This window comes from Bacillus sp. FSL R5-0659, assembly GCF_038008785.1.
GTDB classification, from domain to species: domain Bacteria; phylum Bacillota; class Bacilli; order Bacillales; family Bacillaceae; genus Bacillus; species Bacillus safensis.
This window is the reverse complement of sequence record NZ_JBBOZU010000001.1, coordinates 613,146-629,817: the sequence shown is the minus strand read 5'-3', so window position 1 is coordinate 629,817 and position 16,672 is coordinate 613,146. Positions and strand designations below refer to the sequence as shown.

Below are 16,672 nucleotides of genomic sequence, written 5' to 3'. Positions count from 1 at the left end.
TACTTGCCGAATTGTTTTCAGAAAGTTGCTGGCTGATGAGAAGCAATAACAAAAAGGCAAGGAACTCACCTTAGAGTAGCCTTAGTGAAATGAAAAGGATTGATGTAGTTAAGGTCGGCACCCCACCGTTATATGGGAAGGATATAAGATCAAACAATCTGTATCCGAATAAGGGCATGATAATGTTTGTTTATCATGAAATAGGGGTGGTACCGCGTAAGAAGAAGTCTTTCGTCTCCAAGTTAAATCTTGGGGATGAAAGGCTTTTTTTATATTCCAATTACAGGAGGAATCAATGATGATGTTTAATCACAAAAAATACGAAAAGAAATACTTTTTGCCACCGAAGCTTACTTATGATTGGGTGAAGAAAGAAACACTAGAAAGTGCTCCGATATGGTGCAGCGTGGACTTACGGGATGGAAATCAAGCATTACCTATTCCTATGAACTTAGAAGAAAAATTGGAAATGTTTCAGTTACTAGTAGAGATCGGTTTTAAAGAAATTGAAATCGCATTTCCAGCTGCTTCTGATACAGAGTTTAGGTTTTTGCGGACACTGATTGATCATCACATGATTCCAGACGATGTCACGATTATGGTGATCACGCAAGCGAGAGAGCATATTATCCGCCGAACCTTCGAAGCCATTAAGGGGGTACCGAAAGCGATTGTTCATTTATATAATTCGACTTCAGAAGCGCAGCGCAGACAAGTATTTAAGAAAACAAAAGATGAAATTAAACAAATTGCCATTGATGGAGCTATTTTAGTAAAAGAACTTGCCGAAAAAACAACAAGTGATATTTATTTTCAATATAGTCCAGAAAGCTTTCCAGGAACAGAAGTTGATTATGCGTTAGATATTTGTAATAGTGTTTTAGATATTTGGAAACCGACACCAAATCATAAAGCAATCATCAATATTCCGACAACAGTTGAATATTCAATGCCTCATATCTTTGCAAGTCAGATTGAGTATATACACAAAAATCTGTCTTACCGAGACAGTGTGACATTATCTGTTCATCCTCATAATGACCGTGGCTCTGGGGTGAGTGATGCAGAATTTGGTGTTCTGGCTGGCGCAGAAAGAGTCGAAGGTACATTATTTGGTATCGGTGAACGTACAGGGAACGTAGACTTGATTACCTTGGCGATGAATATGTATTCACAAGGTTATGATCCAAAATTGAATTTCAATAACCTAGAAGCTATTCGTAAAAAATATGAAAAACTAACAAAAATCACTGTTCCTGAGAGACAGCCCTATTCTGGGGAGATGGTTTTCACTGCATTCTCTGGGTCACATCAAGATGCGATATCCAAAGGGATGAAATATAGAAAAGAAAATAATATTGATAAATGGGACGTTCCGTATATCCCAGTAGATCCAGTTGACTTGGGGAGGAACTATCAAACGGATGTGATTCGAATCAATAGCCAGTCTGGAAAAGGCGGCATAGGCTATATACTAGAAACAAATTATGGCATTAAACTTCCTTATCAAATGAATGAAGCCATGGGATATGCAGCGAAAAAAGTATCTGATCAGACAAATAGGGAATTGTCTATCGAAGAAATATATCATGTTTTTGAAAAGCAGTATGTTGATTTTCACCCTCATTTCCAGCTGCTTGATTATCAATTTAATAAGGGAAATAAGCAGGAAGTCACCTTAACTTTGCTGAGAGATCAGCAACAAATTGACATACAAGGAACTGGCACTGGAAGTTTAGATGCCATCAGTAATGCGTTAAAAGCATATTTTCATCTCGATTATGTTTTGGAAGTCTATGAACAGAATTCTTTGGGCAAGGATTCCGAAGCAAAAGCCTGTGCACAGATTGGAATTTCATCTCAAGGAAAAATGCATTGGGGTGCGGGAATTGATAAAGATATTATAGAAGCAACAGTAAAGGCTCTGGTGGTTGCAGTAAATAAACTAGAGGTTTGGATGTAGATGAAAAAAGATAAACTTGAAAAACATGAAGTGATGCAATATTTAAGAGAATATAACGAACAAGAAATCTTTTATCAACAATACCAACAGAAAAAGCATGACAATACATCATTGCAATTATTTTTGAAGGATTATGATAAACACAGTCTAATGCATAAACAAATATATATAGAAGAATTTTTGCTAAATGGGCAGAATGAATTTGAAAAGGAAGATACTATGTGGTTAGATCAGGAGAAAGATATCGAAGTGAGAAAGTATAGCCGTTTTATGCCCCAATTGTCGGCTATCCATGATTTCTTTGAGATGATCTATGTTCTGGAAAATGAGATGTATGTAGAAGTGGAAGGCAAAAAAATGGCTTTAAAATCAGGAGATATTGCCTTTATTCCACCTAACACAATTCACAAGCCAATTGTAATGGAGAATACAATCGCCATGCAAATCATGATCCGTAAGAGTACTTTTCAAAAAGTGTTTTTTAAAATGTTAAAAGGAAATCATGTCATTTCAGAGTTCTTTTTGAATGCATTGTATATAAAAGAAAATAAAAATATTCTTATTTTCCATAGTCACTTGGATAAACATTTGCTAGACTGCTCTCTTCAACTATTTGCAGAAAATTATAATCGGTTCCCTAGTTACCAGTTGATTATGAATAATGTGTTTGAGATATTATTATGTCTCTTATTAAGATTCAAACCAAGCCATATGAACGTCAATCAGGTCAAACAATCTAGTGATATACGTATGATTCAAATGCTACAATATATTCAGCAATGTTGTGAGCATATCACCATCCAGAAGATGGCAGAGGAATTTAACCTTTCACAATCTTATCTGTCAAAATATATAGCTCGTAAGCTTGGCAAATCATTTCGTGAGATTCGACAAGAAATAAGATTGGAAAAAGCCTGCGAAATGCTCACTGGTAGCCATTTACAAGTAGATCATATTGCGGCAGCCGTTGGTTATCAAAATGCAGAGCATTTCATTCGTTTATTTAAGAAAAAGTATCACCTAACACCACATCAATATCGATTAAATAATAGATAATAAAAAGGAGAAATGATCATGTCAATCAAACAAGTAAAAGATTATTTTAAACAATATGATATGGATACTCGAATTCAAGAATTTTCAGTATCTAGTGCAACCGTAGACTTGGCTGCTTCTGCACTGGGCTGCGAACCTGAAAGAATCGCAAAAACACTCTCCTTTCTAGTAAATGGACAAGCTATTTTAGTTGTGACCTCTGGCGATGCAAAAGTTGATAACAAAAAATTCAAGGAATATTTTAAAACAAAAGCTAAAATGCTTTCTCCTTATGAGGTTGTTGACTTGGTCGGTCATGAAATTGGCGGAGTATGTCCTTTCGCTACAAAGAATGGCGTTTCTGTTTATTTAGATATTTCACTCAAACGTTTTGAGACAGTCTATCCAGCCTGCGGGAGCAGTAACAGTGCTATTGAACTCACAATAAAACAATTAGAAAAACACTCCGGTTATTCACAATGGATTGATGTGTGTAAGGGATGGAATGATGAATGAACACATGAAGACGGAAGGAAAAAGTGCAGTTAAAAATAAAAAAGAGCTAGAAACCCTTGATACACAAAGGTTTCTAGCTCTTTTACAATTATTCCCACTCAATCGTAGCAGGCGGCTTACTCGTAATATCATACACCACGCGGTTAATATGCTTCACTTCATTGACGATACGAGTTGAGATCTTTTCAAGCACGTCCCAAGGGATTCTTGCCCAGTCACTCGTCATACCGTCAATAGACGTAACAGCACGGATACCGATTGTGTAGTCGTATGTTCTTGCATCACCCATGACACCTACGCTACGGATGTCTGGGAGAACCGTGAAGTATTGCCAGATGTCGCGCTCAAGGCCGAAGTTGGCAATTTCTTCGCGTAGAATCGCATCAGATTCACGGACGATTTCTAGTTTTTCTTCAGAAATTTCACCTAGTACACGGATACCTAGTCCTGGACCTGGGAATGGCTGTCTCCAGACGATGTCATCAGGAATGCCAAGCTCTGAACCTAAGGCACGGACTTCATCCTTGAATAGCGTATTGAGTGGCTCAATCAATTCGAATTGCATGTCTTCTGGAAGACCGCCTACGTTGTGGTGAGATTTGATTGTTTGCGCTGTTGCTGTTCCGCTCTCAATAATGTCTGTGTAAAGTGTTCCTTGTGCTAAGTAGTCGATTCCTTTTAGCTTGTCCGCTTCGTCATCGAATACATAGATGAATTCGTTACCGATGATCTTACGTTTTTGCTCAGGATCAGACACACCTTTTAGCTTGTTTAAGAAACGATCTTTTGCATCTACTTTAATCACGTTCATGTTGAAACCTTCGCTAAATGTTTTCATAACCCCTTCAGCTTCGCCTTTGCGAAGAAGACCGTGGTCAACGAAAATACATGTCAGCTGATCGCCGATGGCTTTGTGGATCAATACCGCCACAACAGATGAATCGACACCGCCGCTTAGTGCGCACAATACTTGCTTGTCGCCTACTGTTTCACGGATTTTCTGCATTTCGATTTCAATGAAGTTCTCCATTGACCATTTGCCATCGCAATCACACACACCGAAGACAAAGTTTTTCAATAGGTCATTTCCGTACTCAGAGTGACGAACCTCTGGGTGGAACTGAACGCCATAGAAATTCTTCTCAGCTAAGCTCATCGCTGAGTTTGGACAATGTGCACTTGTTGCATCGACTGTAAAGCCCTCTGGTACTTCAACTACGAGGTCACCATGGCTCATCCAAACGACTTGATCCGTTGGAAGGTCTTTGAATAAAGCAGGTGTTCCGTTAATATGAATATCTGCTTTTCCATATTCACGCTGGCTTGCCGCTTCTACTTTCCCACCTAAATAGTGAGTCATGAGCTGCATGCCGTAGCAAATGCCTAGAACCGGAATGCCTAGATCAAAAATCTTTTCATCACAGCGGAAAGATCCTTCATCATAAACACTGTTTGGTCCACCAGAAAGGATGATTCCTTTAGGCGCCATTTCTTTAATTTCTTCAGCAGTTAAAGTGTGCGGATGAAGCTCACTGTACACACCAAATTCACGAATACGGCGTGTGATCAACTGATTGTACTGACTGCCGAAATCGAGAACCAAAATCATTTCATTTACTAAATTTGTCATGGTGTCACCTCTATGTCCAATATAGTTTTTTATAAACGCACAGAAAAAATGAGAGGAGAAAACCTGCTCTCAGTGTGAATCACGCTTTTGAAGCGCCCAGACTCACATCCGAACGCTTCAATTTCATGTATTTTAGAAGGTTTTAATATTCACCTATTCTAACAACAGGAAGGTACGCGGTCAAGACTATCTCCTGTTTATTAAATTTTCCCATAACTTTGCCGACTGCTGCCAAAGCGCCGACGAATCCTCTCGCCGATAAAGCGCACGTTCATAGAGCTGCGTCAGCTCTGACATGTCATGATCTCCGTCCTTGTCATCGATCAAAGAAGCGAATTCTCTTAGCGTCATACCTGGCTTTTTCTCAATTCCCCTGCGCCCTAGCTGCTTTAATAGAGCCGCATATGCATAGAAGAATGCTTCGTCCTCCGGCAGACGTTTCACCTTTCTTACAATAAAGAATGGCAGCCATCTTGTTCTGAATCGATAAAGCAACCAGCTGATGAATCCAAGCAGGACAATAGCTCCTGCCGCATAACCTGCAATTGAACCCGCATGTACCATATTTGGCTTTGCCTTCGCTGCTTGTTTCTTTTGTTGTGCCGGCTGCTCTGTCTCCTGCTGCTGCGGCTGGTCTTGCGGCTGATCTTCACTTGCATCAGAACTAGACTGATTTTCTTCTTCCTTTTGATCATCCGTTTGATCGCTTGAAACGGATTCATTCGTAAATGTCTCTGGGTTTGTAAATCCTTTTGTCGGTTCAAAGGTAACCCAGCCTCTGTTTGGAAAATAAACCTCTACCCATGAATGCGCATTGTTATTGGTTACTTCATACACATTGTTTCCATCCATTTGTGTTTCATATAACTGGCCAGACGTATACCCTTTCACCCATCTCGCCGGAATACCGATCGAACGAAGCATCACAATCATAGAGGTTGAAAAATTATCACAGTAGCCAATCATCGTATCAAATAAAAATTGATCCACATAATCTTCATTACGACCAGGCACAGCGACATTTTGCGTTTCATATGAAAACTTCGCAGATCCTAAATAATCCTCGATCGCTTTCGCTTTATCATACATATTATCCTTCGTTTCCGTTAAGCTGTTTGCCAAAGTTTTCACACGCTCTGGGAGTGAGGATGGAAGCTGCAAGTATTCACGGCCAACCTGCTGATTCACCTGCTTTTTTGTCGGTACTTTGATTCTCTGCAAATCCTCTAGGATAAATGTAGGAGATAAAAAGCTGACTTGATAGTTCCCTAAATTTTTGGGTGGGTTTTGCATAGACGGGACAATTTTCTCCGTTTTGCCCATGATTTGCAGCGGAATGTTTTCCATTGGCGTCAGCATGATCGTTCCAATAGGATACACAGCATGATTAAATCGATAATCCGATTCTATATCGATTCTTGTTTCATGCTCCTCTGTTTTCACTCGCTCAGTAAACCACCGATTCGGCACAGTGTCGTCCTTTAGCCGAGTAGGCTTCGTATCATTTGATGCATCCTCCCAGCCCTTTCCTGTGTAAATACTTTTTGTTTCTACACGAAAATAGGACGGCTCCTTTCCGCTCCATTTAAAGACAGGTGTGCGGTCCTCACTAAACGGTCCGCCAAGCGCCGAATCATCTGCACTATATCCCACTTTATTCTGCCCGGCTGTTCCATCTTGATTCGTGACCGCCTTAAAAAACGGGACAGGGTCGGGCCATTTCGGATCAGACTTTGGCAAAGAAGCACCGAGTGACGCTGATAGAAGGACAAGCGCGAGCATGGGGAAAAACCACTTTAGACGCGCTTTCTGTGACACCCGAACGCCCTCAGCTGAACGCAGTCGATCGAAATACAGCAATCCAAGCAAACAAAAGCCAAATACCATAATACGAACGATCGCAAAGGTCGCATCATATGGCGTAAACGTATCAAGAATCGTGACATACACAATCGTCATCAGTAAAAAGAAAAAGATACGCTGCTGATAGACCACCCAATAATGAAGCAAGTAGACAAGCAGCCACAGCAAAATATAAAACAACAATGTGCGGAAAGACGGATACATATCACTCCACATACCCATGCTCATTAACGTGATATTATCCTTAATATCAGCAAACAAAGCAGACGGATAGCCTGGCGCTGATTGATAAAAGATCAAATATAAGGCGAGCAAAATCAGTCCAGCACAAATAGGAAACGTCACATACCACTTCAGACGAAAGAACGTAAACAAACACGTAAGCCCGATAAAAATGATGAAATAAGACGTATGGCTCGTCTCTGTAAAATCTTGAAGTGGACGAAGCCACTCCCATAGCAGCAGAAAAGCTACAGCATAATAGATGAACAATTCAAAACGGCTTTGCCGCAGATGCGTATGCAGCATAAATGTTTGTCACCTCACAGTTCTTTCGTGCAGCCGGTCTTCAAATAAAAGGGTGATGCGTATTCCAGAGGCCTTGAGCCGGTCTGCAAGCTGTTTTTCTTTTGTCGTCAAACGGTCAACGGCTTTCTTCACTAAAAGCACGGTGATGTTCTTTCTATTTCGATTTCCAAAGAGACTTGCCGCAAGCTCCTCCTGCAGCTGACCTGTGACGACATATTTTCCTGAATGCTGATACTCACTCGCTGCTAACGGTTTATATTCTAGTGCGCGGGAAGGCTGATGCTGCACCCTTGTTAAATAATAAAGCATGTCCTGTAAATGAAGTTCTCCTTGATCGACTCGAAAGGCATGCTGATCTCCCAGAGGGACAAGACCGGACGGCACTCCTTTTTTCACAGCCGTTTGAAGAACAGATGCTGTAATAGAGACAACTGTTTCATAAACAGCTTGATCAGTAAAATCAGCAAACACGACAAGGTCCTTTGCTTGATTCTGTTCAAATTCCTTCGTCATCAGCTGGCCTCTTCTGGCCGTCGTCTTCCAATCCACCCAAGCAAACCGGTCTCCTTGCTGGTATTCCCGTACGCCTGTTGTCACATGGGTCGGTTCATTTAACCACGAGTGAACCGCTTTGCCTCCATTTTCACTCACTGACTCAGCAGGCTCTACAGGGATATCCAGCACTTTTGGGTAGACAAGCAGCTTTTTCTCTAGCGGAATGATGATTTCTTTTTCAACAAACCCAAACATATCACCCGTTTTGATTCTAATCGCTGTCAAATGATGCTCTCCCCGCGGAATATCGTTCAATTGATAAGTAAATCGCCATGTTTTCCGAAACCAAGGAAACAGCATTTTCTTCATTTCAATCTGTTCCTGTAAATGAAAGGTGTCTGGCGGAGCATCCTCTATCATGACGTAAACGTACGGAAATGGATGTGTACGCTTGATTTCAAGGTCAACGGACAGCACATCCCCCGCCTTCAAGCGGGTTTGCTGTAATGTTCTCTTGGCTGTCGCGCGAAGCGGTACGAGCGCAAACAGCAATGCATACAAAGCATATGGTAAAAATGCATAAAAAAGGAACCAGCTCACAAACCCTCCCTGAAACATGGCATAACAAAAGGCTGCCGCGGTGAGAATGATGAGCATCATCACCCGTAACCATAATGAAACTGCTAAACGATGACGCGACTTCATTGAGTCATCGACTTTTGAACTGGCACGCCAATTTGCTCAAGCATTTGTCGCAGCAGTGTCTCCGCCTTCTTCCCTTCATATGTCGCTTCTGATGTCAAAATCATACGATGCGGTAATGTATAAGGCACCAAATACTGTACATCATCAGGAATCACATAATCGCGCTGATTCAAAAGCGCATACGCCTGTGCCGCTTTCATCAAGGCGATCGATCCCCTTGGACTGACACCTAGATAAACAGATGGGTGTTTACGCGTCGCTTGAGCAATTTCAACAATATATTCTTTAATGGATGCATCCACATGAATGGTTTGAACAGCCTGTTGCAACGCATGGATATGTTCCTTTGTCATGACAGCTTGGAGCGTATCAATCGGGGATTGCTTCTCCTGCAAGTTGAGCACCTCCAGCTCCTCGAGCATGGTCGGATATCCCATCTGCAGCTTGAATAAAAACCGGTCCATTTGCGCTTCTGGCAGCGGATAAGTTCCTTCATATTCAACTGGATTTTGCGTCGCCATGACGAAAAATGGATCCGCAAGCGGCATCGTTTCCCCGTCCACAGTGACACTGCCTTCCTCCATCGCTTCAAGTAATGCTGATTGTGTTTTAGGAGAGGTCCGGTTGATCTCATCAGCTAAAATAATCTGCCCCATGATCGGTCCTTGCCTAAATTCAAATTCATTCGTCTTTTTATTGTAAATCGACACGCCTGTTACATCTGACGGCAAAAGGTCAGGAGTGAATTGGATTCTCTTAAACTCACAACCAATGGATTTTGCCAAAGCACGAACCATCATCGTCTTCCCTACACCAGGCACATCCTCTAGCAGCACATGCCCCTTCGCCAAAATCGCAACAAGGCTTAATATCGCAATGTCTTTTTTCCCAACCATGACTTTATTGATGTTATCTACGATTTTTTGTAAATCTGAATGCATCGGTTCTTCAAATGCCATCCTGATCCTCCTATCACGTTTCTGTCAAATTTCATATAGTCTAACTTTACCATACAACACGCATTTGCATATAACATCAGCACGTATAAAAAAGAAGCCTTCTCACGATGGAAAAGACTTCTTCTCTTCTTTCGGCTCACTTGCTGGCTCCATATGAACATGAGAGTGTAAAATATCATGCTCTTGTTTCATTCTGCGTTCAATTTCATCTGCAATATCATGGCTTTCTGCAATGTTCAAGTTGGGCTCGACCTCAACCACTACATCCACATGGACTGTACTTCCAAGATAACGCGCTTTAATATCCTTTAAATCGCCCACTCCTGGTGTTGCTTCAATGGTCTCTTTATATTTAGACATATCTTTGATATGAAAACCGTCTGTTAACGAATGAGAGGCATCTCTGAAAATCTCCCATGCAGTTTTACAAATAATTAAGCCAATGACAAACGCTGCAAGCGTATCAATCCATGCCAGCTGAAATTGAGAAGCCATAATTCCTACAAATGTTCCAATACTCACATACGCATCTGATTTATTATCAGCAGCTGCCGCATGAAGAGCCTGGCTATTGATCCGTTTGGACAGATTGCGGTTATAAATATACACACCGTACATCACAACAGCACTTCCTGCTGCCGTCCAAGCCGCGATCATATCCGGCGTTTGATGCTCAGATGAGAAGAGCGACTTCCCTGCACTCAGCAAAACCTGAAGCCCAACAAGCATCATGATAAAGGAAGCCACAAGAGACGCAATATTTTCCGCTCTAAAATGACCGTATGGATGATCTTCATCAGGCGGCTTTTGAGAAATACGCAGCCCAATCAACACAGCAAGGGATGCAATAATATCCGTCGTGTTATTCAATCCATCTGCAGAAAGAGCCTCTGAATGAAACACATATCCAATAATGAGTTTGACCGCAGATAAGATCACATAGGCAATGATGCTGACCCAAGCACCCGTTTCACCTTGTCTTAATTCGTTATAGCGCTCCATGTCGAACCGCGCCTCCTCACACATCACTTTTCTATTATTTATCTTACAAAGCAAAGCCCGTGTGGGTCTACAGCAACATGATTCGCTTATGTCAGCAAAATAGGATAAATAGAAATGTGTTGACCTAAGTAAACTTATTTTTACAAGGTCAAATGACCTCAAGACCTACTCCTATCAACCTTTTTCCAATTCTCTTCGAAATGGACATATCGTCAAATCTCTCTCCTTGGGTAAATTATCAGAATAATTTTATTTTGTGACACAACTTCCCCACCCCCTTTTTTATGTTATTTTAAGAATCATCCGAAGGAAAAGAGGGAACATAATCTCTCAAATCCTTTATACTTTTTAACATCATGTTAAGAGGTTTGAAATGTCAGTTTGATAACCTGTCCAATGCTGAATGACAATTCAGTGTGATAAAATTTAAAATATTCTAAAAACAAATTCTCTATTCATGAGAAATGTTTGGAGGTAAAGAAATGTCCAACATGACAAACGGTCTTCAAAAAAACCTTAAAACAAGACATATTTCGATGATCTCCATTGCTGGGGTCATTGGGGCAGGGCTATTTGTTGGTAGCGGCGCTGTCATTCATTCTGCAGGGCCTGGATCCATTCTTTCCTATTCTTTTGCCGGACTTCTGGTGATCTTTATTATGAGAATGCTCGGAGAAATGGCATGTGCCTATCCGACAAGCGGTTCTTTCTCACAATATGCGAGCGATGCTATCGGTCCATGGGCCGGTTTTACAATCGGCTGGCTTTACTGGTTCTTCTGGGTGATCGTCATTGCCATCGAAGCCATTGCTGGTGCTGCCATTATTCAATATTGGTATGGAGATGCACCTGTTTGGCTCACAAGTCTTATCCTCACAATCCTCTTAACATTAACAAATATCTTTTCTGTTAAATCTTTTGGCGAATTTGAATATTGGTTTTCATTGATTAAAGTCGTCAGCATCATTCTCTTTCTACTCATTGGTTTTGCATTTATCTTTGGTTTTGGCGGTCATCATACTTCAGGTCTTGCCAATCTAACAGGGAACGGCGGTTTCCTTCCAAATGGATTCAGCTCTGTGTTACTCGGAATCGTCGTCGTCATCTTTTCCTTCATGGGAACGGAGATTGTGGCAATAGCGGCTGGTGAATCAGCAGACCCAGTCAAATCTGTGACGACAGCCACACGCTCTGTTGTATGGCGTATTATCGTATTCTATGTCGGATCAATTGCTGTCGTTGTCACCTTGCTTCCGTGGAATTCCGCAAGTATTTTAACAAGCCCGTTCGTTGCGGTATTAGAATACATCGGTGTTCCATCAGCCGCTCAAGTCATGAACGTTATTGTCTTAACAGCTGTTCTATCTTGTTTAAACTCCGGATTGTACACAACGTCCAGAATGCTTTATTCATTAGCAGAAAGAGGCGAAGCACCGAAACGCTTTATGAAAATCAGCAAACGTGGTGTTCCTGTAGCGGCTACAGTCGCAGGTACCTTCTTTTCCTACATTGCTGTCATGATGAACTATTTTTATCCTGAAACCATCTTTTTGTTCTTAGTCAATGCATCTGGAGCCATTGCCCTTCTTGTCTACTTGGTCATCGCCGTTTCACAATTAAGAATGCGCCGTAAAATCGAAAAAGAAAACCCAGAACAGCTCAAAATCAAAATGTGGCTGTTCCCATACCTCACGTACTTTACCATTTTGGTCATTTGCGCCATCTTGGCATCGATGCTGTTTATCGAATCCATGCGGCCACAGCTCATTTTGACGAGTATCATTACCTTTAGCGTACTGGCTGCTTATTTTATCTTTAAACCGAATAAAAAAGTGCCTGCAAATGCGGCGCTTGAAAATAAACACCCGTAATTCTCCCGCTGAAAAGCGGGTTTTTTTATTTTATTCACCTATTTGGATGTCCGCACTTATACTGTATCAAATTGTATTTAAGTGAGGATTAGTCAACATGAACCTAGAAAAATTTGTTGACGAGCTTCCAATTCCAGAAGTCGCGGAGCCCGTCAAAAAAAACCCAAGACAAACGTATTATGAAATTGCTATGGAGGAGGTATTCTTAAAAGTTCATAGAGACCTGCCCCCAACCAAGTTATGGACCTATAATGGCAGTTTGCCTGGTCCAACCATTAAAGCCAATCGAAATGAAAAGGTCAAAGTGAAATGGATGAACAAATTGCCATTGAAACATTTCCTCCCTGTCGATCACACCATTCATCCTGGGCATCACGATGAACCAGAAGTCAAAACAGTCGTTCATCTGCATGGCGGTGTCACGCCAGCAAGCAGTGACGGCTACCCAGAGGCCTGGTTTTCACGGGACTTTGAAGCAACCGGTCCTTTTTTTGAAAGAGAGACTTACGTATACCCAAATCATCAGCAAGCCTGCACATTGTGGTATCACGATCATGCGATGGCATTGACACGACTAAATGTGTACGCCGGTTTAGCTGGGTTTTATTTGATCTCAGATGCATTTGAAAAGTCCTTAGAGCTTCCGAAAGATGACTATGACATTCCTTTAATGATTATGGACCGTACGTTTCAAGAGGATGGCTCACTATTTTATCCTAGCAGACCAAACAACACACCAGAGGACAGTGACATTCCAGACCCATCCATCGTGCCCTTTTTTTGTGGAGAAACGATCTTAGTCAATGGAAAAGTATGGCCGTATTTAGAAGTAGAGCCGCGAAAATACCGTTTTCGTATTTTAAATGCGTCCAATACTAGAACTTATGAGCTGCATCTAGATAACGACGCTACAATCATGCAAATTGGTTCCGATGGGGGATTTTTGCCAAGACCCGTTCGCCATCAATCATTTAGCATCGCGCCTGCTGAACGTTTCGATGTCATCATCGACTTTTCAGCTTACGAAAACAAAACGATCACTCTCAAAAATACAGCCGGCTGCGGACAGGATGTGAATCCTGAAACAGATGCGAACATTATGCAATTCAAAATTACACGTCCGCTAAAAGGAAGGGTACCTAAAACATTACGTCCGATTTTCAAACCGCTGCCACCGCTTCGGCCAAGTCGAGCTGATCGAGAGCGTACACTCACACTTACCGGCACACAGGATAAATACGGCCGCCCTATTCTATTGCTCGATAACCACTTTTGGAATGACCCTGTCACGGAAAATCCTCGTCTTGGCAGTCTAGAGGTTTGGTCCATCGTCAATCCAACCAGGGGTACACACCCCATTCATTTGCATCTTGTTCAATTTAGGGTATTAGACAGAAGGCCGTTTGATACAGAAGTCTATCAATCGACAGGAGAAATTGTGTATACAGGACCAAACGAAGCACCTCCTTTACATGAACAAGGCTACAAGGACACCATTCAGGCGCATGCAGGTGAAGTCATTCGGATCGTTGCTCGATTTGTTCCATATACCGGCCGATATGTGTGGCATTGTCATATTTTAGAGCATGAAGATTATGACATGATGAGGCCGATGGATATCATTCATTAAAAATGAAACCACTCTTCCGCTAAATGCGTAGAACTTTTATGAAACTGCTGATTACAAAGGGGCTAACGGACATCTATTCATTAGCCCTTTTATGATTCATTTCAAAATGGAAAAATAAATCGCATGAATCATTCCTTTGAGGAGCATTACACACTTAAAAAGTTGACGCAGCAAACCGATAATACTACTATATACCCATTACATCTATCAAAAGGCACATAAGCCATAATGAACGAACAAATGGAAAATTGCGATAACAAACGGAGGAGTTCAATTTGAATGAAGAAAAAGAAACTTGCCAGGTCAAACAAGAAACAGCGGCAGGTAACAGAGAGAAGCTTTCAATTCATGAGAACGAGAGCATTCGGTCAAACATTGAACAACTAACCATTGAACTCAGTGAACAAAAAGAATTTAACCACTTCATATTAGATGAAAAACAAAAGGCCATCAGCACATTATCTTCCCTCATCACAAAAGGCGATTGTGATGAAGACTTAAAGACTCATTTTGAACAAGCATTACATATTGGACTTTCTGTCATAGAGATTATGGAGATTATTAAACACTGTACAAAGGTTGCTGGCTTCCCTCACTCCATTAATGCCCTGTTTATCTTTCAAAACTTATTAGATGAAAACAAATAAAACAGAGAAAACGAGATGTCATCAGTCCTCTCGTTTTTTTGTGTTCACTCATATTACTCTTTTTCTTTTCGTCTGTCACATAAGCAAAATATGAAAATAGCACCCGTATCACTGTTTAAAAGCTGATTTTCTTCCTATAAATTCACCATTTCTCCAGCATTTCAAGTAACAAAATAAAAAAACGTCCAGTTATATAAATAACTGAACGTTTCCTTTATCGATTGACAGTGAAATTGTTAATGATTCCGCCATCCTTCTCCCAAGCGGCTTCCACTGTTTTCTTCTTCATATTGTATTCAAAAATCGTTCTTACCTTCGCTTTTCGTCCAGTGTCATCCTTTAATTCTTTTGCATTTTTTGCAACACCTAAGAAATAAACAGATGACCCTTCCGTAGAAAATTGCGGCTGTGCAGCACTTAAAATATGAACATCCTGACTGTTTTTAACGAGTGTCGTCGTTTTTCCTGTGTCTACATCAAGCAATTTAATAGAGGATATTTCTTTTTCTTTACGAACCTTTACTTCTGTATAAATCAATTTCTTATGATCTGGAGAAAATGAAATATCATTGATCGTTTGTGAAATGTGTGCAATGCGTTTCCCCTTCTCACCTGTTTGAAGGGTGATCTTCATGGTTGTTGGTTCAGGATCTCTACCCTTTTCATTCGCTTCATCGGTTTTTTGATAATCTTCTTTTAAAGAATAATGCTGGATCGCCAAATCATTTGAAGTCGGATCATATGCAAAAGAACTCACCGTATCGTCCTTGCTTTTTTCTGGATACAGCTCCTTCATTTTGTGTGTTTTCAAATCAAAAGACGCGACATAAAATTGCTCTCCAGAATCCTTGTTATACCTTAGAAATAACTTCTTCCCATCACCAGACAGCCTCATACTGTCAATGGAATCATCACTCGTAAACAGTGTTTTTTCTTCTTCAGATTTCACCTTTAATTCCCGAATACTCACCTTTTGCGTATCTTCATCTGTATACGTGTAATATAAAACCTGTTTCGTAGAATCATAAGCAATCGAAGGATATGCTGTCAGTTTCTCCGTATGAAGCGCCCGATCATGCAAGTAATAAGTATTGTTTAACTTTTGATCTGTAAATGAAACGAGCAATTCGTCTTTTGCATCTTGGTTTGTTTTGACTTTCCCTGCATGTTTTGCCTCTTGCCCCGGCTTCATCATGAAGAAAATAACTGCCGCAATCACTGCGACGCCGATGACTGTGATGATCCACCATGTTGATTTTTTCATTGCCTTTCAGACCCTCTCTACAAGAAAAGAAGCCAGAAAATGAACTTTTCCCGCTTCTTTGCATGCCTATGTATTAATAAGTGTAATGCCCTTTTACGACACCTTTACTTGTTTTATACCCAAGTGCTTTGAATGCTTTTGGACTTACGTCTAGTACAGCATTTGGCATTCTGCCTACATCATATTTATATACTGTAATCACTTTATGTGGTTTCGCTTTTGTTGTCACTCTTAGTTTTGTACCTTTTTTCGGTACGTCAAAGCCCATTTTAGTTGCTGCATCCCAATGACCGAGTTTTTTTCCATCTGCGCCTTTTTTACCGACACCATTATACCAAGTAATATTGCCGCTTACTTTTTTTGCACTTGCTCCATGTGAGAAACTGAATGCTAAAAATAAACTAGCTACTGTTACGATTGTCGTGATAAGCTTTTTATTCATTAAGAAATCCTCCGTTTTTGGTTTCTGCACTCATTATACATGAAGATGAACCCAGTTATTTTACAGACACATTACAATTCAAATACAAGTTGACCACTTTATGACCGATAAAGTTCATAAAT

At 40.8% G+C, this 16,672-nt stretch carries 12 protein-coding genes, 1 pseudogene and 1 other annotated feature (1 of these 14 running past the window's edge); of the genes and pseudogenes, 6 read left to right on the top strand and 7 right to left on the bottom strand.

Annotation, left to right across the window (positions count from 1 at the left end):
* Window positions 1–242: a binding site (T-box leader), on the top strand (it extends 23 nt beyond the left edge of the window).
* A 59-nt stretch (window positions 243–301) separates the two neighbouring features.
* From NSQ72_RS03110 to NSQ72_RS03100, 3 genes are read left to right on the top strand one after another with little or no spacing between them, the layout of a single operon-like run.
* Window positions 302–1,963 carry a 2-isopropylmalate synthase gene (locus NSQ72_RS03110; RefSeq protein WP_039183004.1) on the top strand — a complete coding sequence of 554 codons (1,662 nt, stop codon included), beginning with the start codon at window positions 302–304 and terminating at the stop codon, window positions 1,961–1,963.
* Window positions 1,964–3,019 (top strand): helix-turn-helix domain-containing protein, encoded by a 1,056-nt coding sequence (locus NSQ72_RS03105; protein ID WP_039176911.1) that lies wholly within the window; start codon window positions 1,964–1,966, stop codon window positions 3,017–3,019.
* A gap of 18 nt (window positions 3,020–3,037) precedes the next feature.
* Complete coding sequence (locus tag NSQ72_RS03100) at window positions 3,038–3,514, top strand: YbaK/EbsC family protein (protein ID WP_039176909.1); 477 nt, start codon at window positions 3,038–3,040, stop codon at window positions 3,512–3,514.
* An 88-nt stretch (window positions 3,515–3,602) separates the two neighbouring features.
* Here the strand turns inward: NSQ72_RS03100 and guaA are convergent, their stop codons facing one another.
* From guaA to NSQ72_RS03075, 5 genes are all read right to left on the bottom strand, one after another.
* The gene (guaA, locus tag NSQ72_RS03095; protein ID WP_039176907.1) at window positions 3,603–5,144 is read right to left on the bottom strand and encodes a glutamine-hydrolyzing GMP synthase; all 1,542 of its coding nucleotides are present in this window, start codon (window positions 5,142–5,144) and stop codon (window positions 3,603–3,605) included.
* A 186-nt stretch (window positions 5,145–5,330) separates the two neighbouring features.
* Window positions 5,331–7,535, bottom strand: coding sequence for a DUF4129 domain-containing transglutaminase family protein (locus tag NSQ72_RS03090; protein WP_039176905.1), 2,205 nt, complete (start codon window positions 7,533–7,535; stop codon window positions 5,331–5,333).
* Window positions 7,536–7,544: 9 nt separating this feature from the next.
* Window positions 7,545–8,630 (bottom strand): DUF58 domain-containing protein, encoded by a 1,086-nt coding sequence (locus tag NSQ72_RS03085; RefSeq protein ID WP_228285989.1) that lies wholly within the window; start codon window positions 8,628–8,630, stop codon window positions 7,545–7,547.
* 101 nt (window positions 8,631–8,731) lie between these two features.
* On the bottom strand, window positions 8,732–9,694 hold the full coding sequence (locus NSQ72_RS03080; RefSeq protein WP_039176899.1) for an AAA family ATPase: 963 nt from the start codon (window positions 9,692–9,694) through the stop codon (window positions 8,732–8,734).
* Between the two features lie 102 nt (window positions 9,695–9,796).
* Window positions 9,797–10,696 (bottom strand): cation diffusion facilitator family transporter, encoded by a 900-nt coding sequence (locus NSQ72_RS03075; RefSeq protein ID WP_034282879.1) that lies wholly within the window; start codon window positions 10,694–10,696, stop codon window positions 9,797–9,799.
* A gap of 482 nt (window positions 10,697–11,178) precedes the next feature.
* Here NSQ72_RS03075 and gabP point away from each other — a divergent pair.
* From gabP to NSQ72_RS03060, 3 genes and pseudogenes are all read left to right on the top strand, one after another.
* Window positions 11,179–12,575 (top strand): annotated as a pseudogene (gene gabP, locus NSQ72_RS03070) (GABA permease); the annotation flags it as partial.
* Window positions 12,576–12,664: 89 nt separating this feature from the next.
* Window positions 12,665–14,197: a multicopper oxidase family protein gene (locus tag NSQ72_RS03065; RefSeq protein WP_064497659.1), complete on the top strand. Its 1,533-nt coding sequence runs from the start codon at window positions 12,665–12,667 to the stop codon at window positions 14,195–14,197.
* Between the two features lie 275 nt (window positions 14,198–14,472).
* Entirely contained in the window at window positions 14,473–14,844 is a 372-nt protein-coding gene (locus tag NSQ72_RS03060; RefSeq protein WP_039176890.1) for a carboxymuconolactone decarboxylase family protein, read from the top strand.
* A gap of 214 nt (window positions 14,845–15,058) precedes the next feature.
* Here the strand turns inward: NSQ72_RS03060 and NSQ72_RS03055 are convergent, their stop codons facing one another.
* Both NSQ72_RS03055 and NSQ72_RS03050 read right to left on the bottom strand, forming a co-directional pair.
* Entirely contained in the window at window positions 15,059–16,108 is a 1,050-nt protein-coding gene (locus NSQ72_RS03055) for a hypothetical protein (protein WP_341083246.1), read from the bottom strand.
* Between the two features lie 73 nt (window positions 16,109–16,181).
* Window positions 16,182–16,550, bottom strand: a complete 369-nt coding sequence (locus NSQ72_RS03050; RefSeq protein WP_024424478.1) for an RlpA-like double-psi beta-barrel domain-containing protein — start codon at window positions 16,548–16,550, stop codon at window positions 16,182–16,184.
* Window positions 16,551–16,672: the final 122 nt, after the last annotated feature.

Bases quoted from the DNA above. Each gene is read 5' to 3' on its own strand.
- NSQ72_RS03110 (WP_039183004.1), top strand. From the start codon at position 302: ATGTTTAATCACAAAAAATACGAAAAGAAATACTTTTTGCCACCGAAG.
- NSQ72_RS03105 (WP_039176911.1), top strand. From the start codon at position 1,964: ATGAAAAAAGATAAACTTGAAAAACATGAAGTGATGCAATATTTAAGA.
- NSQ72_RS03100 (WP_039176909.1), top strand. From the start codon at position 3,038: ATGTCAATCAAACAAGTAAAAGATTATTTTAAACAATATGATATGGAT.
- guaA (WP_039176907.1), bottom strand. From the start codon at position 5,144: ATGACAAATTTAGTAAATGAAATGATTTTGGTTCTCGATTTCGGCAGT.
- NSQ72_RS03090 (WP_039176905.1), bottom strand. From the start codon at position 7,535: ATGCTGCATACGCATCTGCGGCAAAGCCGTTTTGAATTGTTCATCTAT.
- NSQ72_RS03080 (WP_039176899.1), bottom strand. From the start codon at position 9,694: ATGGCATTTGAAGAACCGATGCATTCAGATTTACAAAAAATCGTAGAT.
- NSQ72_RS03075 (WP_034282879.1), bottom strand. From the start codon at position 10,696: ATGGAGCGCTATAACGAATTAAGACAAGGTGAAACGGGTGCTTGGGTC.
- NSQ72_RS03065 (WP_064497659.1), top strand. From the start codon at position 12,665: ATGAACCTAGAAAAATTTGTTGACGAGCTTCCAATTCCAGAAGTCGCG.
- NSQ72_RS03055 (WP_341083246.1), bottom strand. From the start codon at position 16,108: ATGAAAAAATCAACATGGTGGATCATCACAGTCATCGGCGTCGCAGTG.
- NSQ72_RS03050 (WP_024424478.1), bottom strand. From the start codon at position 16,550: ATGAATAAAAAGCTTATCACGACAATCGTAACAGTAGCTAGTTTATTT.